Source organism: Sphingobacterium sp. BIGb0165 (assembly GCF_024810095.1).
GTDB lineage: Bacteria > Bacteroidota > Bacteroidia > Sphingobacteriales > Sphingobacteriaceae > Sphingobacterium > Sphingobacterium detergens.
Window position 1 is genome coordinate 29,274 of record NZ_JANUEB010000002.1, and the last position, 26,542, is coordinate 55,815.

Sequence of the window (26,542 nt, forward strand, 5' to 3'; positions counted from 1 at the left end):
GCATTTTTTTTATAAATAAGATGGGAGTGAATCCATCGTTATTCATTTCCCCTGCATTTTTAGGCTAAACTGTCTTTGATGAATCATAGCAATTGGAGGTTTATTTCTTTTCATCATCTAAGAGAACTGTATTTAATAGATTGCGCATAATTATAATTGTATATAAAAACAAATTTATCTAAGTTTGGCTTTTAAGACTTTTAAACAACCTAAGAGGATAAATGAAAAATTGGTTTAAGGCGAATTCAGCACATTTGATCGTTATTGCGGTATTTATTGCGCTCGTATTTTTTTATTTCACACCCGTTTGGCAGGGAAAGACACTTGCTCAATCAGATGTAGTACAGGCGCAAGCTGGACAAAAGGAATTATTTGATTATAAAGCCAAAGATGGAAAGGCGCCTTTATGGACGAATTCTATGTTTGGAGGAATGCCTACCTATCAAATCTGGCAGGCAAATGAAAATAATATAGGTACCTACTTGTTGAAAGCTGTGAAGTTTGCCTTTCCAAGTCCGATGGACACAGTGTTGTTTTATCTATTGGGGGCCTACTTTCTTTTTAGCGTATTACGCATCAAACCCTGGCTTGCTGCGGTGGGCGCAGTTGCAATAGCCTTTACTTCCTACAACTTTATTTATATTGAAGCTGGACATATTACCAGGGCAAATGCAATCGCCTTTATACCACCTGTTATTGCTGCGGTGATTATGTGTTATCGTGGGAGTAAGTTATGGGGACCGGTACTGCTGGCGTTATTTCTTTCCTTGGAAATACGTGTCAATCACTTGCAGACGACTTATTACTTGTTAATGGCGTTGATGGTATACGTTATTTTTACCTTAGTCGATGCAATCAAACAAAAACAATTAAAGGAGTTCTCTATTGCCTCCGGCAGACAGGTGATTGCGGTTATCATTGCTTTAATGGTCAATGCTTCCATTTTATTGCCTACTTGGGAGTACAGTAAGCTAAGTACACGTGGCCATGCTAATATTACGAAGGTTGACAATAATAATACAAAAGCAAAAGGACTTGATAAAGAATATGCTTATGAATGGAGCCAAGGTGTTGGCGAGACCATGACCTTTATGATTCCTAATGCTTATGGCGGAGCTAGTGGTGGTCAATTGGACGAAAAATCGCATGTTGCCAAATTTTTCACGGACAAGGGGATGTCAACTGTACAAGCTGGACAGATAGCGCAAAGTATGCCAACGTATTGGGGCGACAAACGTTTTACTTCGGGTCCTTGGTATTTTGGAGCTGGTGTTTTCTTCCTGTTCATATTGGGACTTGTCATTGTCAAAGACCGTTTCAAATGGTGGATATTAACGACCACAGTATTAGCATTACTTTTGTCATTTGGAAAGAATTTTACATTGGTCTCTGATTTATTCTTTGATTATTTCCCGATGTACAACAAGTTTAGGGCTGTTGAATCCATCCTGGTCCTTGTTTCAATCACAGTACCATTGATGGCCATTATGACGGTGAATGAATTATTGACACGGGCCAAAGAAATTCCAAACCTGGATAAGAAGGTGCTTTATACATTTGTAGGTGTGGGTGGCGTTTGTCTACTAATTGGTTTAATGCCTGATCTATTCTTGAATTTTAGAAATGGGGAACATAATAATTTAATAGAGCATTATTCCCGAGAAATTGGCGATAAGTCTGTAGCAACAGAGTTGGTGAATCAATTGGTATTGGATCGTAAAGATATTGCGAGTAAAGATGCTTACCGCTCCTTTGTGATTATTTTGCTTACATTCGGACTTGTTTGGTTTTACCTTAAGAAAAAGCTTAATGAAGGTGTTTTATTGGGTACCTTGCTTATCTTGTTCTTATTCGATTTGTGGAGCGTAGATAAACGGTTTTTGAATGATAAATCCTTTATGGAGAAAGGTGCAACTGCACAGCAGGTGTTCCAGCAACGCGAAGTTGATCAATTGATTTTGATGGATAAGGATCTAAGTTATCGCGTCCTTGACTTGACGACTGATCCATTCTCTGATGCCCGGCCTTCGTATTTCCATAAGTCGTTAGGAGGCTATCATGCTGCTAAATTAATGCGTTTTCAGGAAGTTTTAGAGAACCAATTCAATGGGGCGCTTAATGAAGACGTACTGGACATGTTCAATGTACGTTATTTAATCACAACAGATCCTCAAAATCAATCGCAGCGTATTGTGAGACGGAGCACCGCAGCTGGAAATGCTTGGTTTGTAGACAAGGTGACTTTTGTAAAAGGAAATGCAGAGGAAATGCAGGCGATTAGCTCTTTTGATCCACGTAAAGAAGCTTTTGTGAATCAACAGTACCAGAATGAAATCAAAGCAAAAACTTCGAGCGCGGCTACAACAGGGGAAATTAAACTGACATCGTATCATCCTGATAAAATGCAGTACGAATATACGGCTACCAATGACGCATTTGCGGTATTCTCTGAAGTGTTTTATGATAAAGGATGGAAGGCTTATGTCGATGGAAAGGAAATACTAATTATGCGTGCAGATTATTTGCTGAGAGCCTTACAGTTGCCATCAGGGACACATAAAGTCGAATTTATCTTTGATCCAGAATCACATAAGATGGGTAATCTTTTGACTTTAATATCGTCGATTATCCTTGGATTAGGAGTAGCGGCGGCGGCATATTTCTCACTACGGGAGACAAAAAAAGAAACAGCTGCATAGCAAGCTGTTTCTTTTTTAAAGGTTAAAGCTTTAGAATAATTTGAGCTGTGGGTCAGTTATTCTAAAGCTTTTTCTATGATGCGGTGTAGAACCATATTCGAGCACTGCAGTCCGATGCTTTACGGTCGGATAGCCTTTGTTATTAAGCCAATCATAAGCGGGATAATCCGAAGCAATATTGTCCATGTAATCGTCGCGGTAGGTCTTGGCCAAGATAGAGGCTGCTGCAATAGACAGATATTTTCCATCGCCCTTTACGATGCACGAATGGGGGATTTCTTGGTAAGGAATAAACCTGTTTCCATCCACAATAATATATTCTGCTTTTATTAGTAGCATATCCAATGCTTTATGCATGGCAAGATAACTGGCATTGTGAATATTGATGCGGTCAATTTCTTCCGCGGAGACACTCGCTACAGCATAGGCAATTGCTTCCCGTTCGATAATTGGACGCAATGCCATCCGTTTTTTCTCGCTTAGCTTTTTCGAATCGTTCAGAAGTTCATGGTGATAATCAGCAGGGAAAATTACTGCTGCAGCAAATACTGGGCCTGCCAAACAGCCTCTGCCGGCCTCGTCACATCCAGCTTCAATCTGTTGATCTTGATAATATGATAATAGCATTTTCTAGTTCTGTAAATGAACGAAAGTACAAATAAAATTAGAGTTATGCATTGTAACTTCTGTGTGAATAATGGCCTTTTACATTAATTAACACTAATAATATCTTCTTTTGTAAAGATTTAGAATGTGCAGTTGTGAATAGAAAAAAGAGGAGTTGGTTAAACTTAAACTGGGGCATTCGGTCAAATAGGTTGTCAATTATAGAAATAAAAAATAGGCGTTATGAGAGGCTTTATGCTTTTTTTGTTGAGTATGTTAACAGGATGGACTGTATATGGCCAGACGAGAAGCGTACAAGGAATGTTGAAAGACGATAAGAACCGAGTTGTCGCTGGAGCAACAGTTAAGTTGACTTCAAAATTAGATTCCATGGTCGCAGGTTCAAATATGGCTGGTATTTTTATATTTGATAAGATCAAGGCGGATACGTTTAAGATTACCGTTTCGAATTTAGGGTTTGAACGTTTTGAAAAGGAGTTCGATTTCCCTAAGGGGGAGGTAAAATACATTATCCCAAGTTTGACCTTACAGCAGAACTCGCAAATGCTTGAAGAAGTCGTTGTGGACGGTGTGCCGACAGTGGTTGTGAAAAGTGACACGCTGGAATACACCATGAAGGATCTGAAGTTGCGCGAGGGATCCGTTGCAGAAGACGCATTAAAAAAATTGCAGGGCGTGGAGGTAGATAAAGATGGAAATGTTACCGCACAGGGCGAATCGGTGAAGCGTGTTCGTATCAATGGAAAGGACTTCTTCGGTGGTGATGTAAAAGCGGCTACGCAAAATCTTCCCGCAAATATTATCCAGAAAATGCAGATCATTGATGATTATGGTGATATGGCCAATATTACAGGCAACAAGAACGGCGATTCCGAAAAAGTACTAAACATTCAGATCGATCCCAAATATAACCAAGGTCATATGACAACGCTCCGTGCAGGTTATGGTACTGAGGATCGTTATCAGGCAACAGGAATGTGGATGGGGATGCGTGAAGGAGAGCAGATTTCTGTACTAGGGAACTTAAACAATACCAATGCACCTTTGTTTGATTTCAATACAACAGGTGGTGGCGCTCGACGTGGTCAAGGTGGTGGTGGACGCCGTGGTGGAGGTATGTTTGGTGGTTCAGATGGCCTTACTAAGATAGGTTCCATTGGGCTTAATTTTCGCAAGGATTTTTCTGATAAGCTGACTGCTTATGGTAGCTATAGTTATAGCCACAGCAATAATACAACATTGTCACAGCGATTTCAGGAAAACACGCTTCCCAATATCATGCAAACGGATAGTGTTACTTCTAATAACAACACGATTGGCGGTAGTCATCGTTTTGAGGCAAATGTGGAGTGGAAACCCTCAGCCAATGACTATATTAAAATCTCACCACAGTTTGGTTATGATAAAAGTGATGTAACAACATTTTCTGAATCAACTACCTATCGCAACAACGCATTTAACAATTCACAAAAACAGGATATAACCGCTAATTCGACAGCTCCTCGATTTGGTGTCAGCGGATTATACAATCGTAAACTGAATGATAAAGGCAGAAATGTTTTTGTAAACATGAACTTCAATAATGCAAAAACAGAAAAGGACCAAAACGCAATCTTGGATAGGTTATTGGCAGATCCCAATAATGCAGATGCTCCTTTAAGTTCGATTTATGAGAAAACGATTTTAGAGGCCAGCAATAAAAGCTGGAACGCAGGGGCTTCATTGAACTATACAGAGCCACTTTCAGAAAAAGGAAGATTAGAGTTTACCTATGATTTCAACAAGAATAAATATGATAATTCCAATAGACAGGAAGGTCGTAATATGGCTGGGGATCTGATTGCTGATGATCCTAAATTGAATTTTGATTATAATTATGATTATTCTTTCTCAACACATAAAGTAGGTGCTAATTATCTATATAATGGCGATAAAATCACCTATTCCATTGGGGCAGCTGCACAACCGTCTCAATTGCGGGGGGATGCAATCAGTTCGGGATTAATTGTTCCGATACATCGAAACAATATGAATTGGATGCCAATTGCGCGATTTGAGTATAAGTTCTCTCGTCAATCTAATATTTCTGTGAACTATTCCGGCACGCCAAATGAACCGTCAGTTACCCAGATTCTACCCTTTGATATGAGTACAAATCGTACGAGTATAGTAATCGGTAATGCAAATCTAAATCCCGAGTTTAGCCACCAATTGAATATGCGTTTTCGCAAAAATGATTTTCAGAAAGGGAATAACTTCTTCGCTTTTGTCAATGCTGGCCTGACAAATAATAAAATTGTGAGCCTTAGCAAGAGTTATTTTGATGATTTAATAGATTATCAGACAGGACAAACAAATTCCACCTTAATTTCCGAAACACGGTATTTGAATGAAACTAATGACAAACCATTTAATGTTAGTTCTTTTTATCATTATGGGAAATCACTGAAAGAAAAAACCTACAATATTATGTTGATGGGAGGAGTTTCTTATAACAAAAATATAGGTTATATTTCTACGGAGAAGGATGATAATATTGGTCAAAAAAATATTGCCCGCAATATTGTATTTAATCAGGGCTTGATGTTTAGGTATAATCCTTCCGAAAATCTAGAAATAAATCCTGGTGTTCGTTATCAATACAATCATACGGAAAATTCATTGACAAATCGAACAACCAATGTTTCTTCTTGGACACCGACTTTGATTGGTTCAATAAATATTACACCGACAACAATTTTTGGGGCAGATCTTTCAAAACAGTTTAATAGTGGTTATGGTGCGGGAATCAATGCAAATCCATTTGTTATCAATACTTATGTTGAGCAAAAGTTCTTAAAGGAACAACGTGGTACTATACGTCTGCAGGCATTTGATTTGCTGAACGAACAGACCAATGTATCTAGAACAGTGAACGAATCCATGATCATGGATAGTCGTACGAATCGCCTTGGACGTTATTTTATGCTGCTATTCACCTATAAATTCCAGAAGTTTGCTATGGGGAACCCTCAAGGGGGGGATGATTCTCATGGAGGTATGAGAAGACCTCGAATGTAGACCTAACAAAAAAAGCTAGCTAAAAAACGGTTATAGTGATTTCGCTATGACCGTTTTGCGTTTAAAAATCCCTAGTTTTGCTGAAAATACACCAAAATGGTTAAGTTTGACCTATGGTATACAATATGTTTGCGCTATTATTGCAATAATGGGTGGACTGTAAAACATATATTTGGGGGATCTTTTCGCTCATTATCCTAAAATAAGGAAACTTGGTCGGTTTGTGAGGAGGAAATGCGTTACAGAAGTGAGAATAGATCAATTAAAGAAATTTCATAAACTGAATGGAGTACGAAATCATTAGACTTTCAAATGGAATACGTGTGGTATTCCAATATCAAAATTTGCCAGTAACCCATGTGTGTATGGTTATTAATGCGGGATCACGGGACGAATCCGAGGGTAAGTTTGGTGTCGCTCATTTTATTGAACATCTTCTATTTAAACGAACGGAGAAACGTTCAACGCAACAGATTATTGATTATCTGGAGTCTGTCGGAGGAGATCTGAACGCTTATACAACAAAAGAATATACTTGTGTTCATGCCTCTATACTACAGCCTTATCTCAATCGAGCGCTGGATCTATTTGAGGATATTTTCTTTCATTCTACTTTTCCTGAGGTGGAGATGGACAAGGAAAAATCGGTTATTGTTGATGAAATGGCGTCTTACCTGGATAGCCCAGAAGAATCTATCGTCGACGATTTTGAAGATCTTATATTTAAAGGATCGGGTTTGGGTCATAACATCCTAGGGCTTGAAGATCAGCTTTTAGCATTGCAAAAAAACGATATTACGGATTTTATGCAATCTAATTATGATACTCACGAAATGGTTATCGGTATTACAGGTAATTATAGGTTGAAAGAGGTCGAAAAGCTGTTACATAAAGTCTTTGGAGGAATAACGCAAAATACTATTTCGCGTATGAGAAATGACGTTAGTCCAATTATAGAACAACATATTGAGATTCCCAAACCTATTAATCAAGTGCACTATATGCTCGGCTCATTGGCCTATGATTATCGTGACGAGCGTAAAACAGGATTGTTGCTTCTGAATAATATGTTGGGAGGAATGGGGATGGGATCTATCCTTAATCTATCCATTCGAGAAAAATACGGAATTGCCTATACCATCGAATCTAATTACACGATCTTTTCGGACACAGGGTTATTTAGCATCTATCTCGGAACTGATGAAGAAAAGGTTGAAAAAGCAAAAAAGTTGGTGTTTAAAGAGCTATCTAAAATGTGCGATCAATCCCTATCCGATATCAAGTTGAAGAAAGCAAAACAGAAGTTTATCGGTCAAATTGCTTTAACTGAAGAGAATCGGATGAGTATGATTATTTCAGCAGCTAAAAATGTGATGGATTACGATCGTGTTATATTATTGGATGAAGTGATCGAAAAAATCCAACATTTAAATAACACTAATCTCCTGGCCATTGCACAGGATGTATTTGATCCTAAGAAGATGCTGTCATTGAGTTTTGTTCCAGAAGATTAATATTTGATAGAATTCTATATATTTGCGGTTACAGTAATTCTTAAATATGAAACCGAGCTTGCGAGCTCTCATCAGCCATTAAAGAAAAAAATATAACAGATGAAAACAGCATATGTATTTCCTGGTCAGGGAGCCCAATTTGTTGGGATGGGACAAGACCTGTATAACTTAAATGAAGAAACAAAAGCTTTGTTCGAAAAGGCTAATGATATTTTAGGATTTCGTATCACGGATATTATGTTTTCCGGTACGGACGAGGAGTTGAAACAAACTAATGTAACACAGCCTGCAATTTTTCTGCATTCTGTTATTTTGGCTAAAGCTTTAGGGGACTCATTTCAGCCAGATATGGTGGCTGGGCACTCCTTAGGGGAGTTTTCAGCATTGGTTGCTGCAGGAGCTTTAAGTTTTGAAGATGGACTGAAATTGGTATCCCAACGCGCGAATGCCATGCAAAAAGCATGTGAATTGCAACCTTCAACAATGGCTGCAATTTTGGGCTTAGAAGATACTGTTGTAGAAGAAATTTGCGCTAAAGTGGATGAGGTGGTTGTAGCAGCGAATTACAATTGTCCGGGACAATTGGTTATTTCAGGATCAATAGAAGGTGTAGATAAAGCCTGTGCTTTGTTGACTGAGGCTGGAGCGAAAAGAGCTTTAAAATTAAATGTTGGCGGTGCATTCCATTCGCCATTGATGGAATCTGCTAAAGTTGAATTACAAGCTGCCATTGAAGCGACTGATATTTTATCTCCAAGATGCCCTATTTATCAAAATATTGACGCAAAGCCACAAACGGAACCCGCTATTATTAAGCAAAATCTGATTGCACAGTTGACCGGGGCTGTCCGTTGGACACAGACTGTACAAAATATACTTGCGGACGGTGCTACTGCATTTGTAGAGGTAGGGCCGGGAAATGTCTTGCAAGGTTTAGTTAAGAAAGTAGATCGTCAGGTACAAACTTCTGCTGCTTCGGTAACAGCTTAAGAGTTGTGCTAGCTAAAAAGATATCAAGGGCCGATTATTCGGCCCTTTTCTTATACTTAAAATCTCACCGTGTCTTCTTTACAAAACGCGAATTGAGGGCGCATAAACTTTGCCTTGCCTTCTAATGGTACTGATTCGGTTGCTAGCGTATAAAAGCCGTAGTACTTCTTGCTAATACCCATTGCTGAACCAAATAAATGTAAGGCTCAATAACGTATTATTCCGACTATTTATCTTTAAACATGCTGTAATGATCTTTCATGACCTGTAAAACGAAATCATTAGGTGTCATTTTTTCAGGATGTTTAACTTCCATAACCGTCTCGAGACGTTGCACCAAGGCTGTCAGTATTCCTACATCTCTCCTGTCAAATGCCGTTTGATAAACCTCTTTGATCGCATTTGCATCTTTGTCGCTCAACTTAATGACTTGGGGGAATAAAATAGGATGATTTTCAAAGGTCTCTTCATAAATCGTATCACTGAGCTTCAAACTAGGTTTCAAACTAATGACAGATGTTTCTCCGGCGATATCTCCAATGCGTTGACCATTTTTGGATAGAACAATAGCGGTAATCGCAATACCACCCATGGTCATCCATATATCTACTATCGATAATGTCCATCGTGATAGATACTGATAAAAGTCAGCGCGAGAGCCATCGAGCTTCACTACTTTTATTTTCATGATCTTTTTACCAATGGTCTGACCGCCAAATGCCGTTTCGGTAATCAAGGTGTAAAAAAATGCAGGTAACGTCATCCCCATAATAATACCGTAGAAAAGATAAGGGTCTCTACTCGTGATATCTAATGCATCCAACAGAAACATACAAAAGAAAAAGTAACACACGATAATAAAGTAGTCTATTGCAAATGCGATCATCCTCGAACCTAGGCTAGCAAGATTATACTGGATTTTTACATTTTGTGCTGTGTTTATCTCAAGCTTATTCATATATTTGGTTTAGCCAGTTAAAAAAATTAATGAGAGAAGCATCATTTGTAGAACGAAATAAAGAAAAATGGACGTTAATTGAAAATAATTTGTCAATTAATATGCAGGTTGATCCGGACGAACTGGCTTCAAATTATATTGAGCTGACAAATGATCTGGCTTACGCACAAACATTTTATCCAGATAGTAAGGTTCGCAGTTACTTAAATGAACTTGCAGTAACCGCGCATCAAAAAATCTATAAAGATCGAAAAGCCTCTAACAATAAATTCAAATCTTTTATTAACGAAGAGATTCCGCAGGCAATTTGGTCAATCCGTCGGCAACTTTTTTATTCGCTCTTGATTTTTGTACTTGCCTCGGCTATTGGCTTTCTTTCAGCGATGTATGATATAGATTTCATTCGGCTTATCTTAGGCGATTTTTATGTTGATTCGACAATCGAGAGCATTAAAGCTGGCGATCCTGCTGCGGTCTATGGAAAAGGAAGTAATTTTGGTTCGGCGATCTGGATTACGATTAATAATGTTCGGGTGGCTTTTATGGCTTTTGCCTTTGGATTGTTTCTGAGTATTGGAACGGGCTATGTATTGTTTAGCAATGGAATTATGCTGGGTGCTTTTCATCAGATGTTCTTCCAATATGGTGTAATGGGAAAAGCGATGTCGGCTATTTGGATTCATGGAACTATCGAAATCTCGGTGATCATTGTTGCGGGAGGCTGTGGACTGGCGATCGGAAATAGCATATTGTTCCCAAGATCTTATACCCGGATGGCTTCTTTTGTTCAGACAGCTAAGATTGCTATGAAAGTACTGGTTAGTACAATACCATTTTTTATCGTCGCAGGTACATTGGAGGGCTTTGTAACTAGATACTATGATGTGTCGATATGGCTTAGTCTATTCATCATACTCCTATCCTTGATCGCTATCTTATTCTTTTATGTTATTAACCCCTATCGATTAGCAAAACGGTTTCAATGGAAGTAGAATTTGAATTTCAGAAAGAACGAAAGATAGGCGATTTTGTCCAGAGCTTTATTGACCTTTTTAAATTGATCTATCAACATTTTGTGACAACAATATTTGGGCTGTCCGCATTACCGTTAGCTGGAATAGCATTGGTATATTATTTCCTCTCAACGAAAATCACCTTTTCTGCAAGCAGTAGCTCATTCGAAGATATTGATGGATTCACTTGGGCCGGATTACTGATTTTAGCATTAATTGGACTTGGTTTATATGTTTATGGTATTTCAATTGAATATTTTCTTCTTCTGAAAGAACGTAAAAACACACTATTTACAGGAAAAGAGGTCCTACAAAATTTTAGAGCAAATCTAGGTCGCTATTTTATGTTCTTATTTGCGATGGTTCTGGCGTTAATTGTTGTTTTTATACCCCTTGCGATTGTTGCTGCCCTCTCCGCCTTTATTCCGTTTATTGGGAGTTTTGCGATTGGTATATTGATGTCAATCGTGGGAATCTGGTTATTTAGCTCCTTCTTGTTCTACCGTGAGGGGTATTCTGATCTGGGAAGCTGTTTTACTGATTCCTATGTTATGCTAAGCAAAAAGCTGATCCAATATGGTATTGCAACGTATATCGTCAATTTTATCTTCCAAATGGCCGTCATGATGATTTCTATAATTCCCATGATAATTATTTCCCTTATATCTTACAATTTTTTAGGATTGGACGCAGCTTTCTTTGATTCGTCCTGGGGAAAATTGTTAATGACTTTGGGAGGGATGTTTATTACATTGTTTACCCTTTTCTTATATATGGCAGGTGTACTGGCCAATGGTATAATTTATGAAACTGCAAAGGATCTCAAATTTGGTGAACGTATTTATGGTATAATTGACCAGATTGGAGGCAAAAATGAATAGAATTTTATTTGTTGTTTCTTTTATATTTATGCTGTCACTAAGCGCCTGCGATCCGAAACCGCGAACCGAAGATTCGGAAGCCTATGATGCTGATTCAGTAGCAGTTGACTCTATTACGCCCTTGTTGGATTCTGGGGGTATCGCCGTAGATTCTGTAGCAATGGATTCTGTTGCAATGGCAAAAGCTGACAATAGTGAAAATGCACTTTGGGATTCCCACTTATTTGATTCTATTCCTAAATATAGCCAGGAACGGGTTTTTAAGATGGATCCCTATCCTGAAATTATCAAACGATATGAACAGGATGATTTTGTGTATTCCGAGAATATCAAAGATAAAATAAGCGTGTTGCAGCGTATTTTATCCCGTATTTCGGAATGGCTGGGGGATATAATGCCTGATAATCCGTATAAATTTAACGAAGAATTTGGTTATGTCTTTGCTTTTTTAGCGTTAATCGCGTTGGCTTTTGTTCTCTATAAAGTGCTGTATAATAAAAATCAATATTTCATTAAACATGAGCGGGAAGAAGATGCCCTGGATACATTGGCTTATGTGGAGAGAAACTTGATGAACAGCGATCTCAGACAATATATTAATGATGCTGTTGAGCAGAAAAATTATGCGCTGGGCATTCGCTATCTACAATTATTGAATATTCAAAAGCTGGCACAAACGGGTCACATTAAGTGGAAGCATAGTAAAACAAATACTGAATTTGCTAATGAGATACAGAACAATACCCTACGTGGGGGATTCGAGGAATGTACCAGAATATTTGACTATGTCTGGTTTGGGCAATTTGAATTAAATGCTTCAGATTTTAGCCAGTATGAACAATTGTTTAACCAATATCAAAATCAAATTACATGAAGGGATCAGTAAAATTTGGATTGATATTATTGGGAATCGTCCTGTTACTGATTGGTATCATCGACATGACCAGCAAGAAACCAATTATTTGGGATCGGACTTTCGATGCGAAAGATAAAAATCCTTTTGGAGCTTATGTGCTCAGAAATGAATTGAAACATATTATTGATCAGCACAATGAGGATGTCAATCGTCCATTATATCAATATCTGGATAGTACGAAAGGAACGGATAAGAACCTTCTATTTTATACTTCATATTTCTCCTTGGGTGAAGCAGCGGAAAATAAATTACTTGACTATGTGTCTCGAGGAGGAAAGGCAATGATTATTGCTGAAACGATTGATTATTATCTTTTGGATTCCTTGGCCATTAAGGTATTTGATTTCTATGGTTATAAAAAGGGCGTTGATATTAAAAACCATTTAAGAGTCAAGCTGACTAACGATAATAGTAAAATTCATTATGCAAAATCAGATTTAGGTACTGTCTTTAGTAAGCTCCCCAAGAACGCAACTATTCTGGGTGGGATCACTTATCAGGATTATTTGCTGCCTAATTTTGTTGAGGTACAGATTGGCAAGGGCAGACTTTATTTGCATGTGACTCCCGATTTATTTGGAAATTATTATCTACTGAATTCAGCCTCTCAATATGCTTATGCTGCAAGATCATTATCTTATTTAAATGATAAACCTATTGCATGGTATGATTTTAAGGCGAACACCGCTCAGTACAGTACCCCATTACGGGTTCTATTGACCAATCCGGGATTAAGGCAAGCATGGTATGTACTTTTGGGGGGGCTTGTTCTTTTGCTTGCGTTTAAGAGTAAAAGGGAGCAGCGTGCAGTGGAAATTGCTAAACCTGAACCCAATCTTTCCAAAGAATTTTGTGAGACAATTGCAACATTATATTACGAAAACGGCACACCGGGTAATATGGTTGATAAGAAGATAGACTATTTCTTACACGATATACGGAACCGTTTTCATATGGATACCTTAGCGTTAAGAGAAGAGGACTTTTGTGAAGAATTGGCAGAAAGGTCTGGTGTCTCTCTGGCTGAAACACAACAGCTAATCAGATTAATAATTCGGATGCAAGGAACACCGCAGAATGATGTGGCCGGATTAAGGCAGATTAATGAAACTATAGAAGATTTTAAACATAAAGCAAAAATGATATGAGTGACTTCGATAAATATATATCTTTTGAAAACCGAATTGATATTTCGGTTTTGTATGATAAAATGGCTCAAGTAAAGTCGGAGGTAAAGAAGGTTATTGTCGGACAGGATCAATTGATTGATATGTTGCTGATTTCGATTTTAGCATCCGGACACTCGCTAATAGAAGGGTTACCTGGTGTTGCGAAGACTTTATCCGCAAAATTGATAGCCAAGACAATCAGTAGTGACTTTAAACGAATTCAGTTTACCCCAGATTTGATGCCCTCAGATGTGACAGGATCATCTATCTTGGATCTAAAAAGCAACGAATTTGAATTTCGCAAAGGGCCTATTTTTGCTAATATTGTTTTGATTGACGAGATCAATCGTGCTCCTGCAAAAACACAGGCGGCACTTTTTGAAAGTATGGCTGAGCATCAAGTTTCTGTTGATGGAAATACCTATATTTTGCCAGTTCCATTTATAGTGTTCGCTACGCAGAACCCGATCGAACATGAAGGAACCTATCGATTGCCTGAAGCACAACTAGATCGTTTTCTTTTTAAGATCAATGTGAATTATCCAGAACTTGAGCAAGAGTTAGAGATCTTGAAAGAGCATCATGCGCAGAAAGCATCGAATAAAGAGGATCAAGTAAACAGTGTGGTTTCAGCGGAAGAAATTTTTTCATTTCAGCGACTTATCAAATCAATTTTTGTACACGAAGAATTGTTAAGCTATATCGCTCAAGTGATCATAAAGACGCGTACCAATCCAAGCTTAACTTTAGGGGCTTCACCGCGGGCTTCTATTGCCTTATTGGAATCTGCCAAAGCGTCTGCAGCATTGAGTGGAAGAGATTTTGTAACACCTGAAGATATTAGAAGGGTTGCATCTGCAGTCTTGGGACATCGTGTCATGCTGACTCCTGAACGGGAAATGGAGGGCTTTACAACTTCTTATGTTATTGACCAAATCATTAATACGGTAGAAATTCCAAGATAATGAGAAAATTGAAGCAGCTTTTTCTAACCAATCAGTTTTTCTATTCTCTATTGGGGATAGCAACACTCTTTGCAATTTCCTTTTTTATTAAGGGATTGTTTATTGTTGCATGGATTGTCTTTTGGCTATGGTTGGCTGTATTGATTTTTGATTTCGTTGTATTATTTGCAGGCAAGGGGCGTATTGAAATCACAAGGGTATATCCTGAGAAGCTGTCCAATGGCGATGAAAATCCAATGAAGTTAATTGTGAATTCCTTCTATCCATTTCCAACTATTATAGAAATCCTAGAGGAATTTCCAATACAGCTTCAAATTCGCAACAACGAATTTTCTACCCGTTTGTCCGCGTATCAAAGTTCGGAAATCTCTTATTTGATGCGGCCAACACAAAGGGGGATATACCAGTTTGGTCGATGTATGGCATTGGTGAAACGTTTTGGATTTTTCAAACGGAGATTTGTGACCAACCAAGTTCAGGAAATTCCATGTTATCCATCGTATATTCAGTTGAGAAAGTATCAGCTCTTAGCAACGAGCAATAGGTTAAACGAATTGGGTATAAAGCGAATCCGCCGTATTGGTTCTGCGATGGAGTTTGACCATGTTCGGGAGTATGTTCAAGGCGATGATTATCGTCGTATGAATTGGAAGGCAACAGCAAAAACCAAAAAGCTAATGGTCAATCAGTATGAAGAGGAGAAGTCGCAGCCGATCTATTCATTTATTGACTTGGGGCGAGCGATGCGAATGCCCTTTGAGGGGTTGACACTATTGGATTATGCAATCAATGCCTCATTGGTGCTTTCAAATGCAACAATATTAAAGCAAGATCGCGCTGGATTATTGACCTTTTCAAAAGATGTGAACGTTTTTATTCCTGCTGAAAAAAGGAATAATCAGATGCTCAAGATTTCGGAAGCTTTATATCAGGTTGTTACAAAATTTGATGAACCTGAATATGGGAAACTTTATAGTTATGCAAATGCACATATTAATAAACGCTCGCTGATCTTTCTCTATACAAATTTTGAAACGCTAGACTCGCTAAGAAGACAGATGAATTATCTGTCGATGTTAAACAGGAGTCATATCATTGTTGTGGTGGTCTTCAAAAATGTTGAGGTTGAAGATTTGGCTAAAAGCTCACCCAAAAAGACTATTGAGATCTATAATCAAATTATTGCTGAGAAATTTATCTACGAGAAGCAACTTATTGTACAGGAACTGATCCGTAATGGGTTTCAGACCATTTACACTGCTCCGGAAAATTTGACGATAAATTCCATCAATAAATATCTAGAAATAAAAGCGCGTGGACTTATTTAATAATAGTTGTGTCTTTCACCATGACTTTTGTCCAAAAGTGCTGGTATTTCTCAATGGCTTTTAGATGAATTGGGTGTGTTTCATAAATGCCAATATCTTTAAGGTCTTTAAATGTTACAATCAATGTATAATCGAAGCTGCTGTCAACAACAGGTCTTGCGGTTGTTTGTGTTGGAACTCCATAATTGAGCGTTTTAATCGTATCAATTTTTCGGAGTTCTTCAAAGAAACCGACAAAATCTTTTTTATCTTTTTCACTGATATCTTTCTTCAGCCAAAAATTAACAACATGGACAATTGTGTTGGGGTGCAAGTCATTACCTGACTGAGCCGGACTTGCCCATGAAGGTGCGGTGACGAGCACCATAGGTGCAAGTAAAAAATTGCGTCTTTTCATTTATGATACGGTTTAGAGATAGTAAGGTACAAAAAAAGGGATACATTTGCTGTATCCCTTTTGTTATTTTGGTAGGTCAGTCTTTTATAGACCAAACTCTTCTTTCACCTTATCGATGTAATCTAGCTTCTCCCAAGTGAATAACTCCACTTCGATTTGTTTCTTTTCTCCAGTAGAACTTTCGAATTCTTTGATTACTTTTCTTGGTGTTCTTCCCATGTGGCCATAAGCAGCGGTCTCAGAGTAGATCGGGTTTCTAAGACCAAGACGAGTTTCAATGCCATAAGGAGTCATATCAAACAATTGGGTTATTTTATCAGCAATCTGGCCATCTGTCAGGTTTACTTTGCTTGTGCCATAGGTATTTACATAAATTCCCATAGGATCTTTTACACCAATTGCATAGGATATCTGAACGAGGAGTTCGTCCGCCACACCCGCAGCAACCAAGTTTTTGGCTATGTGACGGGTTGCATAAGCTGCTGAACGATCTACTTTCGATGGATCTTTTCCAGAGAAAGCCCCACCGCCATGTGCACCCTTACCTCCATAAGTATCTACGATGATCTTACGGCCGGTAAGCCCTGTATCTCCGTGTGGGCCGCCGATAACAAATTTTCCGGTTGGGTTGATATGGAATTTAATTTCATCATTAAATAACAACTGAAGTTCTGGTTTCAATTGTGCTTTAACACGTGGAATTAAAATTGTTTTTATATCCTGTGTGATCTTATCTAACATGACAGGCTCACTGTCGAAGTCATCATGTTGTGTCGAAATTACGATGGTATCAATCCTTTTTGGTTTATGGTCATCGCTATATTCCAATGTCACTTGTGACTTTGCATCTGGTCGTAGGTACTGTATTTCATTGTTTTCTCTACGTAATTCAGCTAGTTCATATAAAAGACGATGGGAAAGGTCTAATGCTAAAGGCATAAAGTTTTCGGTTTCATTATTTGCATAGCCAAACATGATACCTTGATCTCCAGCTCCCTGCTCTTGTCTTGTTTTGCGGTCTACACCCTGATTGATATCTGCAGATTGCTCATGGATTGCAGATAACACACCACAAGAATTTGCTTCAAACATATATTCAGACTTGGTGTAACCAATTTTTTGGATAACAGAGCGCGCTATTTTCTGTACATCTAAGTAGATGTTTGATTTAACCTCACCAGCGAGAACAACCTGTCCAGTCGTTACCAAAGTCTCAATAGCAACACGTGAGTCTTCATCCCATGCTAAAAAATTGTCGATTAATGCATCTGAAATTTGATCCGCAACTTTGTCCGGATGCCCTTCAGAAACAGATTCTGACGTAAATAAATAAGCCATGCCTTACGTAATTTTAATATTGGATTTGCGCTAGAAATGAAATAACAGCAAAGTGATAAGAGCCGTGATAGCGAAGGGTTTTTAGCACTTTTTTACTGTGGTTGCAATCTCCTTGTCGTTGCTTTGTGTATGCAACAGCACGCAAATCAGTCCACATTCTATTTTTTTGTTGCGACAAAGCTACGATACTTTGTGGGATATTTAAAATCAAATTTGTCTTTTAATTTTAAAAAGCGTAGAAAGCGATGCTAAAACGGTATAAAGATTACATTATTTTAAGAAATTGGTAATTTCCGCTATCTTTGGATATGTCAGAACGTAAACAAATATTGTTTGTTATTAACCCTATTTCAGGAGGAAAACGTAAAACGTCCTTTAAAAAGCAGGTATTGGATGTGCTGGATTTGCAGAAATTTGATCCTACATTTCAGCAAACAGCGAGACCCAATCATGCCTACGAAATTGGATTAAAGGCTATTCAGGATGGGTATGATGCGGTAATCGCTGTTGGGGGAGATGGGACGATCAATGAATTGGGATCTGCTTTGGTTGGCTCAGGCATACCTTTGGGTATTATTCCTGAGGGCTCAGGTAATGGTCTGGCACTTTATTTAGGTATTCCGATGAATGAGGCTGCAGCTATCCGCCGTATAAATCGTTTTGAATCCATTGAAGTCGATTGTGGTGTCATTAATGACCGTCGTTTTTTTAATATTGCGGGACTGGGGTTCGATGCGTCAGTAAGTGAGAATTTCGCTAACGAAAATATCCGTGGCCCTTTGGGGTATATGAAATCTGTTTTTAATGTGCTAAGCAAATATCAACCAGCTCACTATAAATTAACGATAGATGGCCAGGTGTATGAAAGGCAGGCCTTTATGATTAGTGTGGCCAATTCACCTCAGTACGGAAATAATGCATATATAGCACCCCAGGCTTCAGTTAATGATGGTATACTCGATGTTTGTATTGTACATAAGTTCCCTTTATATATCTTGCCTAAGATGATTTTTCATTTGTTTAATAAATCTGCTGACCAGTCAAGCTATGTGGAGATTATACCGGGAAGGAATATTGAAATTGAAGTAGACTCTATTTCACCAGTACATGTAGATGGTGAACCAATTGAGCTTGGTGATAAGCTTAATATTTCCATCATGCCAAGAGCGATAAAAATTATTTGTTAAAAATCATGAGTAAAAATAAGAAACAGTCTTACGAAGGCGTTGTATATTCAACAGATGACAGTTATAACTATCAACTTGCTGATTCTTTTCAGGAATTGGAGACATTACCAGTGAATCAGCAAAACCTTAAAGTACAACTCGATCGCAAAATGCGGAAAGGTAAAGTTGTTACCTTAATCACTGGATTTGTGGGACAAATAGAGGACCTGGAAGCCTTGGGTAAATTATTGAAGCAGAAGTGTGGAGTAGGGGGGACGGTTAAAGATGGGGAGATTGTGATCCAAGGTGAATTTAAGCAAAAGATCTATGAGTTGTTACTTAAAGAAGGGTATCGCGTGAAATTGGTTGGTGGTTAAACAACTATATCTGTGCTAATAGTAGTAAATCTAATGAATTGTTTATTAGATAAATATGATATAAAAAGGAGATGAGAAAGGGATGAAAAACATGAGTAATCACTTACTTTTTGTCGCTTAAAATCCTCGTTTTTCTTGCATATCAAAAAAAAAATGGTTTTCATTGTAAAATAATTATTGCTAATAAGCGATTTAGCCCATGGTAATAAGGATTATATAACGGGAACTGCTGAGAAAAATAACACTATGAATGGTGTGTTCAGTTTGAAAAAACAAATTTGATTTTTTTTATATATTTGAGATGAATATTTTAAATTTGACATTAAATATTAAATTTGCTTTGCAAAATTGATTTCGAAAGCGAATAAGAGTGCATATAATTTAAACAACATTATATATTTAAACAACAGTAAAAAACTAAAAATTAGAAAAATGGCAAACGCACCTAAAACTGCTGCAAAACAAGAAAGCAACAACGGAGGATCTTTCTTCGCTCAAGCTGCAATCATCATCTGTTTCATCGTTGGTTTCTGTTTATGGAAATTTGTAATGGGTAATCCAACTAACTTCGTTGATAACAATCCTGAAAATGCTCCTAACCCTGGTAACTATTTAGGAATGGTTTACCACGCTGGGGCTATCGTACCTGTTTTGCTTGGTTTATTCTTGATGGTATGGGTTTTCTCCGTAGAACGTTTTATCGTTATTAACAAAGCTTCTGGTACGGGAAACGTTGGAAACTTTGTTAGAAAAATCCAATCTTTGATTAATGGTGGAAACATCGATTCAGCTATCGCTGAGTGTGACAAACAAAAAGGTTCAGTTGCAAACGTAGTAAAAGCTGGTTTATTGAAATACAAAGCAGTATCAGCAGACCCTGAAGTAAACACTGAAAAAGCGGCTATTGCAATTCAAAAAGAAATCGAAGAAACTACAGCATTAGAAATGCCAATGTTAGAGAAAAACTTAAACGTAATCGCAACATTAGTTTCTATCGGTACATTATGTGGTCTATTAGGTACAGTAACAGGTATGATCAAAGCCTTCTCGGCATTGGCAACCGGTGGCGCTCCAGATTCAGCTAAATTAGCGAACGGTATCTCTGAGGCCTTGATCAATACAGCAACAGGTATCGCGACTTCTACATTCGCTATCGTATTGTATAACATCTTTACTGCAAAAATCGATAAATTAACTTACTCTATCGACGAAGCTGGTTTCTCAATCGTACAAACATACGCTGCAAACCACAAATAAGAACTATGATGAAAATTTTTGATTTTATTTTATGGAAATCAAAAATCTAAAGCATCATAGGATAGAAGATTGAGTTTTTAATTTAAAAAGAAGAATTTAAAATGGGTAAAGCAAAAGTAAAAAGAGCCAGTACGTCAATCGACATGACAGCGATGTGTGACGTATCGTTCTTGCTGCTTACGTTCTTCGTATTAACGGCGACAGCGCGCCAACCGGAAGCATTGACGGTGGATACCCCAGCATCAACTACGAAAGATAAATTACCTGACTCTAATGTGGGTATGATTACGATCGGTGATGGTGGAAAAGTTTTCTTCGGAACGACAGATCAGCAAGTTCGCGTAAAAGCATTAGAAAGAATGTCAGCAAAATATGGCATTGGCTTTTCACAAGAAGACTATGATCATTTCAAACTGATGGAAAACTTCGGTGTACCAATGTCTAAGTTGAAAGGATTGTTGGCTTTGGATGGTAGCAAGCGTACTGAAAAAGGTGTACAGACTGGTATTCCAATTGATAGTACAGAGAACACCTCGAATGAGTTGTATTACTGGGTTCAAAATGCACGTTTAGCTGCTGAGGAAGTAAATAAAGAAAAAGAGTCTTCGGATAAGAACTTTGTTCACCCCGGACCTTTGAAAATTGCGATCAAAGCTGATGCAAACGAGAAATATCCTTCTGTAAACCAGGTGATTGAAACATTGCGTAATCAAAAGCAAAATAAATTTAGTTTCATCACTGGCATGCGTGCTGAGGAAAAATAATTGACGATTTAATAAGAACAAAAAATGGCAGAATTAAATCAGGATAGTGGTAAAAAAGGCAAAGGCGGGAAAGTACGGTCCAAGAAGAATGGTGGTAAGGTCGACCTTACAGCCATGGTGGATTTGGCCTTCCTATTGATTACCTTTTTCATGTTAACCACATCTTTAAATAAACCACAAGCGATGGACGTGGCGATGCCAGATAAAAATAAAGTTAAGGATGAGCCTCAGCCAGATTTATTGACAGCTGATAACCGTTCATTGACAGTTTTATTGGGATCTGATAACAAAGTCTCTGTGATTTACGGACAAGTAAAAAATCCTATCGAAGGACCAACTACAGTTGGTTTCGGAGCTGATGGTATTCGCAAGGTATTGATGGAGAAAAAAGCCTATGTACCACGCGTTGCTGGCGGCAAGGATTTGATCGTTATCATTAGACCGAGTGATAAAAGCACGCAACGTAACCTAGTTGATATTCTTGACGAAATGAAAATCGTGGATATCAAACGTTACATGATTGCTAAAATCAGTCCAGAAGAAGTGGAGGTTTTAAAACGTGATAATATCTACAATGATTAATCATTATTAGATAGCACGATAAAGTATAAAAATATGATAGGGTCAAAATTAGATATTTTTAAGAAAGAATGGCTTGAGGTCGTTTTTCAGGGACGTAACAAGGAATACGGAGCGTATGAGCTGCGTAAACTTGCCCCTAAAGCGACCAATAGAGGACTTGTTGTCGTTATCGGCATCGTGGTCATAGCCAGTCTCCTTAGTGTTTATGGAAATAAGCTTTTTCCAAAGAAACCTGTTGAAGCACCTCCAGCGGTAACAGAAGTTACCTTGGAAGACCTTGAAGAGATCAAACCACCAGAACCACCAGAAGAGGAGCCACTTCCACAAGAACCGGAAGAGAAACCTCAGCAAGTGGCAATGGATGTGCCGAAAGAAGATTTGATTCGTTTTCCTGAGCCAAAAGTAGCTCCTGCAAATAAAGTTGTAGAAGAAGTTGCTTCGCAGGAAGAGTTGAAGGATCCAAATAAAACTCCTGCACGTATTACTTTGAAAGGTAGTCCAACAGGTACTTCGGTAGCACGTGGTGAGTTTGGTTCCAAGAAACAAGATGGTGGAATCACTGGTGTTTCAAAAGGAGATCCAAATGGAGATCCAAATGGAGACAAAATCTTTACTGCAGTAGAGGTTAACCCTGAACCAATTGGGGGCATGCCAGCGTTTATGAAATGGGTTTCTACGAACTATGATTATCCGCAAGCGGCACAGGAAAGTGGAGTTAATGGTGTGGTTGAAGTTTCCTTTGTCGTTGAAAGAGATGGTAGTTTGACGGATATCAGTGTAAAACGCGATTTGAAATATGGTACAGGAGATGCAGCTGTTAAGTTGTTGAAGAAAGCTAAAAAATGGAAACCAGGTATTCAAAATGGTCGTCCAGTTCGTGTAGCTTACACCTTACCAATTCGTTTGAATCTTCAGACACAATAGAATGACAGATTTTAATTCGAATAATAATTCTAATTATAGACAGAAATCGCCTTTAAAGCGGTTTCTGTCTATTTTGGGACTATTTATGTTTGGTTTTTATTTTGTTTTGGGCCTGCTGATTATTTTTTGGGACAATTTTCCCATTGAAATTAATTCAGCTTACAAAACAGTCTTCGGTGTCGTACTGATCCTTTATTCTTTTATGCGGTTTGTCCGACTTTGGCAAAACAATTTTAATTAGCTGCTAGCGGTCTTTTTAAATTTCATTAAACTCTCTTCAAAAATTAAACTATTCTTTTATTTTAATTGTCTTATTATATGATGTATCGTATGAGAAAATATAGTGTAATTCTTGTGATGTTTAGCCTTAGTGTTGGATTGTTGCTGTCCTGCAAAGATCGAGCAAAAAGTAATAAAGGGAGCGAGGATATTCTAACTGGTAAATTGCCCGTGTTGGTTGATCAGACATTACTGCCGATCATTAAGGAATCTGCGGATGTGTTTGAAAGTTCCTATCCGAATTCCAGTCTTGAAATTATGGCCAGACCAGAGATCAAAGCTGTTAATGCTTTATTGTCAGACTCAGCCTATGTGATTGTATTAACTAGGAAATTAAATAGCCAAGAAGATGACTATTTTAAGAAGCGGGGGATTCAGCCTAAAATATTCCAGATGGCTTCCGATGCCGTAGTATTAATTAATAATCGTAGCAGTACTGATACTATAATGTCCCAAAATAACGTTAAGTCTTTGTTGGAGGGTAACTTAAGTGGTCAACGTTTGATTTTTGACAATGCTAATTCAAGTACCTTACGCTTTTTGAAGGACAACTTTAAAATAGATAAGATTGATCCGAAGGCTGTTTCAGCGATGAGAGATAGTGAGGATGTGATGAAGTATATTAGTGAAAATGCTAATGCAGTGGGGGTTATCGGTTATAATTGGTACTTGAAAGCGGTTGAAAAAAATTCGCAATTATTGGATAAAATTCGTACATTGAGCATCGAAAATGTTAGTGCGGGGGCAGACAAGGCACATTTTTATAAGCCATCACAGTCAACCATAGCCGACGGAGTGTATCCGTTCATCAGACCGGTTTACATCATGAATTACCAACCGAACATGGGACTAGGCTTGGGCTTTAGTGCTTTTTTGACAGGAGATCGCGGGCAACGGATCGTATTAAAAGCAGGGTTAGTCCCTGTGACAATGCCGGGGCGCGAGATCATTATTAGAGATGAGAGTTATATTAAATAGATAATAAATAGTACAAAAATAGATTATGACAAACAGTAAATTATTATTTAGTCTTTTATTGGCTGGATCTGTGGGCACAGTAAGTGCACAAAGTTTGAAAGATGCTAGAGCAGCTATCGAGGCTGAAAACTATGGTAAAGCGAAAACTATTCTTCAACAATTAGTGACTAAGCAACCTAAGAATGGAGATAATTATTTCTATTTGGGTCAAGTTTATTTGGTAAACGACAGAGCGGACTCTGCCGCTGCGATTTTCAACCAAGGTTTGACTGCTGATCCAAAAGCGACTATCAACAATGTAGGTTTGGGTTATGTTGACTTATTGAAAAAAGATAAAGCTGGCGCTGAATCCAAGTTTGCTTTGGCAACAGCAAAATTAGGTAAAAAAGATTACGAGCCATTATTGGAAATCGGTCGTGCATATATTGAAACGCCGGAGCCAGATTATGCGAAAGCTTTAGAATATTTGACACAAGCGAAAGCAAAAAATACAAAAGATATTGCGATTCCTTTAGCTTTGGGTGATGCGTATCGTGGCTTGAGAGAAGGTTCATTGGCGTATACCAGCTATGGTGATGCGATGGATATTGATCAAAACTCCGTTAAAGCAAAAGTTGGTCAGGCAATTATCGTTCGTGGAGCGCAAGCTTACGACGAAGCTGTAACACAATTGGAAGCTATCGCAGCCGAAACTCCCGCTTACGCGCCAACTTACCGTGAGTTAGCTGAAACATACTACCAATGGTCAAGAATGCCTGGAACTACGGATGAGAAATACCTTGAGTTAAACAAGAAAGGTGTTGCCCAATATAAGAAATATTTGGAGGCAGCTGGTGATAATACATTGGAAGCAAAAATTCGTTATGCCGATTTCTTGGTTTACTCACGTCAATATGATGAGCTAAAGACTGTTTCAGAGGAATTAGCAAAGAATCCATCAGTTGATCCTAAGATCTATCGTTATTTGGGATATATCGCTTTCCAAAAAACGAAGGATTATTCGAAAGCATTGGAGTATTTGAATCAAATGTTCAGCAAGATGGAGAAAGACCGTGTGATTCCTTTGGATTATATGTATTTGGGTATGGCTCAGATTGCTGCTAATAGTCCGAAACCTGCAGCCCCAGCGGCTGGTGCGGATAGCACTGCGACGGTTGCTGCTCCTATTTTGACTCCTGAAAATACGGCTAATATCCAAAAAGGAATTGCAGATATCAAAAAAGCAATTGATGGTGATAAGGAGTTATTGGGTGAGGTTGCTGAATTGGCATTTGCTAAGTATCAAGAGCAAGAACTACAAACTGCAGCTTCTCTATTTGAGTTAGTTGGGCAATATAAAGACAATCCAACCTACTTATACGATGCTAACTACTATGCAGGTGAAGCTTATTTCCAAATAGGATCTAAAGAGGAAGCGGCTAGTAAAAATGATGAAGGCGCAATTGTTGATCAAGCACAAAAAGATAAAGCAATTGCAACACTGAATAAGGCGATTGGGTTCTTAACGGTGATTGAGACAACTGATAATAAAGAAGCGCAAGATAAATATTTGATCAATGCCCTTTATTATAAAGCTTTCTCCGCATTAACTGCTGATAATTTGGAAAGTCCAAAAGGTGATTTCGTACCGATGTTTCAAAAATTGATTGATACGATCAACCAACGTGGTACGCAAGAAAAAAACAAAAGCTATTTAGTTGATGCGTATACCTATATTGGTCTTTACCATTATATGAAGCAAGATATGCCAAAAGCAAAGCAAAATTTGCAGAAAGTATTGGAGATCGATCCGACCAATGAAGGAGCGAAAGCATATTTGGATGCTATCAAATAAGCTTAACTAAAATCATTCTAAATTAGGCGCAGATATCACTATCTGCGCCTTTTTTGTTTTGATTTTAGTCTTGGAATCTCTATATTTAAAGACAGTTACCAATATAAATTTTGATTGAGATGGAGCACGCCAATAGTATGCCGATAGACTACTTACCTATATTCATACAGCTTATCGTAGCGGTAGGATTCGGAGTAGGTACCATAATTATTACACATCTTATAGGGCCTAAGGTCAGGACGGAAAATAAGCTCGGAGCATTTGAATCCGGTATTGAAGTCATAGGGAACGCTAGGCAGCCTTTTTCAATTAAATATTTTTTGGTAGCAATCTTGTTTGTCATTTTTGATGTTGAGGTTATTTTCATGTATCCATGGGCTGTCAACTTCAGAGAAATGGGCTTTCAAGGCTTGATCGAGATGTTTATTTTCATGGGAATGCTCTTGTTGGGCTTTATCTATGTCATTAAGAAAAAAGCATTAAACTGGGACTAAATTGTCCTGCAACATTGGCTGTAATGGCCGAT

General features: G+C 38.1%; 23 protein-coding genes. 19 read left to right on the forward strand and 4 right to left on the reverse strand.

Annotated elements, in window-relative coordinates:
- Window positions 1-221 precede the first annotated feature (221 nt).
- On the forward strand, window positions 222-2,699 hold the full coding sequence (locus M2408_RS03930) for a YfhO family protein (RefSeq protein ID WP_259179474.1): 2,478 nt from the start codon (window positions 222-224) through the stop codon (window positions 2,697-2,699).
- 30 nt (window positions 2,700-2,729) lie between these two features.
- Here the strand turns inward: M2408_RS03930 and M2408_RS03935 are convergent, their stop codons facing one another.
- Window positions 2,730-3,326, reverse strand: a complete 597-nt coding sequence (locus M2408_RS03935; RefSeq protein ID WP_259179475.1) for a ribonuclease HII — start codon at window positions 3,324-3,326, stop codon at window positions 2,730-2,732.
- A gap of 222 nt (window positions 3,327-3,548) precedes the next feature.
- Between M2408_RS03935 and M2408_RS03940 the strand changes: the two genes are divergently transcribed.
- The 3 genes from M2408_RS03940 (at window position 3,549) to fabD (ending at window position 8,890) form a co-directional block, all read left to right on the forward strand.
- A complete protein-coding gene (locus M2408_RS03940) occupies window positions 3,549-6,386 on the forward strand; it encodes an outer membrane beta-barrel protein (protein WP_259179476.1) in 2,838 nt (945 codons plus the stop codon).
- Between the two features lie 284 nt (window positions 6,387-6,670).
- On the forward strand, window positions 6,671-7,900 hold the full coding sequence (locus M2408_RS03945) for a pitrilysin family protein (RefSeq protein ID WP_259179478.1): 1,230 nt from the start codon (window positions 6,671-6,673) through the stop codon (window positions 7,898-7,900).
- A 99-nt stretch (window positions 7,901-7,999) separates the two neighbouring features.
- Window positions 8,000-8,890, forward strand: a complete 891-nt coding sequence (gene fabD / locus M2408_RS03950; protein WP_259179479.1) for an ACP S-malonyltransferase — start codon at window positions 8,000-8,002, stop codon at window positions 8,888-8,890.
- A 226-nt stretch (window positions 8,891-9,116) separates the two neighbouring features.
- Here the strand turns inward: fabD and M2408_RS03955 are convergent, their stop codons facing one another.
- Entirely contained in the window at window positions 9,117-9,848 is a 732-nt protein-coding gene (locus M2408_RS03955) for an RDD family protein (protein WP_259179480.1), read from the reverse strand.
- Window positions 9,849-9,877: 29 nt separating this feature from the next.
- Between M2408_RS03955 and M2408_RS03960 the strand changes: the two genes are divergently transcribed.
- From M2408_RS03960 to M2408_RS03985, 6 genes are read left to right on the forward strand one after another with little or no spacing between them, the layout of a single operon-like run.
- On the forward strand, window positions 9,878-10,840 hold the full coding sequence (locus M2408_RS03960; RefSeq protein WP_259179481.1) for a stage II sporulation protein M: 963 nt from the start codon (window positions 9,878-9,880) through the stop codon (window positions 10,838-10,840).
- A complete protein-coding gene (locus M2408_RS03965; protein ID WP_259179482.1) occupies window positions 10,831-11,742 on the forward strand; it encodes an ABC transporter permease in 912 nt (303 codons plus the stop codon). The genes M2408_RS03960 and M2408_RS03965 overlap by 10 nt, the downstream gene beginning before the upstream one ends.
- Window positions 11,735-12,616 (forward strand): DUF4129 domain-containing protein, encoded by an 882-nt coding sequence (locus M2408_RS03970; RefSeq protein ID WP_259179483.1) that lies wholly within the window; start codon window positions 11,735-11,737, stop codon window positions 12,614-12,616. Before M2408_RS03965 ends, M2408_RS03970 begins: the two co-directional genes overlap by 8 nt.
- Window positions 12,613-13,806: a DUF4350 domain-containing protein gene (locus M2408_RS03975; protein WP_259179485.1), complete on the forward strand. Its 1,194-nt coding sequence runs from the start codon at window positions 12,613-12,615 to the stop codon at window positions 13,804-13,806. The genes M2408_RS03970 and M2408_RS03975 overlap by 4 nt, the downstream gene beginning before the upstream one ends.
- Complete coding sequence (locus M2408_RS03980; RefSeq protein WP_120260493.1) at window positions 13,803-14,792, forward strand: MoxR family ATPase; 990 nt, start codon at window positions 13,803-13,805, stop codon at window positions 14,790-14,792. Before M2408_RS03975 ends, M2408_RS03980 begins: the two co-directional genes overlap by 4 nt.
- Window positions 14,792-16,120 carry a DUF58 domain-containing protein gene (locus tag M2408_RS03985; RefSeq protein ID WP_259179489.1) on the forward strand — a complete coding sequence of 443 codons (1,329 nt, stop codon included), beginning with the start codon at window positions 14,792-14,794 and terminating at the stop codon, window positions 16,118-16,120. The genes M2408_RS03980 and M2408_RS03985 overlap by 1 nt, the downstream gene beginning before the upstream one ends.
- Here M2408_RS03985 and M2408_RS03990 read toward each other — a convergent pair.
- On the reverse strand, window positions 16,113-16,517 hold the full coding sequence (locus M2408_RS03990; RefSeq protein ID WP_259179491.1) for a Dabb family protein: 405 nt from the start codon (window positions 16,515-16,517) through the stop codon (window positions 16,113-16,115). The two genes, M2408_RS03985 and M2408_RS03990, sit on opposite strands and share 8 nt — an antisense overlap.
- Before the next feature lie 84 nt (window positions 16,518-16,601).
- Window positions 16,602-17,855: a methionine adenosyltransferase gene (gene metK / locus M2408_RS03995; RefSeq protein WP_259179492.1), complete on the reverse strand. Its 1,254-nt coding sequence runs from the start codon at window positions 17,853-17,855 to the stop codon at window positions 16,602-16,604.
- 308 nt (window positions 17,856-18,163) lie between these two features.
- On the opposite strand from metK, the gene M2408_RS04000 reads away from it, so the two are divergent.
- From M2408_RS04000 to M2408_RS04040, 9 genes are all read left to right on the forward strand, one after another.
- A complete protein-coding gene (locus M2408_RS04000) occupies window positions 18,164-19,042 on the forward strand; it encodes a diacylglycerol kinase family protein (protein WP_259179493.1) in 879 nt (292 codons plus the stop codon).
- Window positions 19,043-19,047: 5 nt separating this feature from the next.
- Window positions 19,048-19,398 carry a translation initiation factor gene (locus M2408_RS04005; RefSeq protein ID WP_259179496.1) on the forward strand — a complete coding sequence of 117 codons (351 nt, stop codon included), beginning with the start codon at window positions 19,048-19,050 and terminating at the stop codon, window positions 19,396-19,398.
- A 432-nt stretch (window positions 19,399-19,830) separates the two neighbouring features.
- Window positions 19,831-20,655 carry a MotA/TolQ/ExbB proton channel family protein gene (locus M2408_RS04010; protein ID WP_120260487.1) on the forward strand — a complete coding sequence of 275 codons (825 nt, stop codon included), beginning with the start codon at window positions 19,831-19,833 and terminating at the stop codon, window positions 20,653-20,655.
- Window positions 20,656-20,756: 101 nt separating this feature from the next.
- Window positions 20,757-21,419, forward strand: a complete 663-nt coding sequence (locus tag M2408_RS04015) for a biopolymer transporter ExbD (RefSeq protein WP_120260486.1) — start codon at window positions 20,757-20,759, stop codon at window positions 21,417-21,419.
- A gap of 24 nt (window positions 21,420-21,443) precedes the next feature.
- Entirely contained in the window at window positions 21,444-22,001 is a 558-nt protein-coding gene (locus M2408_RS04020; RefSeq protein ID WP_120260485.1) for a biopolymer transporter ExbD, read from the forward strand.
- 33 nt (window positions 22,002-22,034) lie between these two features.
- A complete protein-coding gene (locus M2408_RS04025) occupies window positions 22,035-22,925 on the forward strand; it encodes an energy transducer TonB (RefSeq protein ID WP_120260484.1) in 891 nt (296 codons plus the stop codon).
- Between the two features lie 330 nt (window positions 22,926-23,255).
- Window positions 23,256-24,182: a PstS family phosphate ABC transporter substrate-binding protein gene (locus M2408_RS04030; RefSeq protein ID WP_259179501.1), complete on the forward strand. Its 927-nt coding sequence runs from the start codon at window positions 23,256-23,258 to the stop codon at window positions 24,180-24,182.
- A gap of 25 nt (window positions 24,183-24,207) precedes the next feature.
- Complete coding sequence (locus tag M2408_RS04035) at window positions 24,208-26,016, forward strand: lipopolysaccharide assembly protein LapB (protein ID WP_259179503.1); 1,809 nt, start codon at window positions 24,208-24,210, stop codon at window positions 26,014-26,016.
- A gap of 119 nt (window positions 26,017-26,135) precedes the next feature.
- A complete protein-coding gene (locus M2408_RS04040; RefSeq protein ID WP_120260480.1) occupies window positions 26,136-26,510 on the forward strand; it encodes an NADH-quinone oxidoreductase subunit A in 375 nt (124 codons plus the stop codon).
- Window positions 26,511-26,542 lie beyond the last annotated feature (32 nt).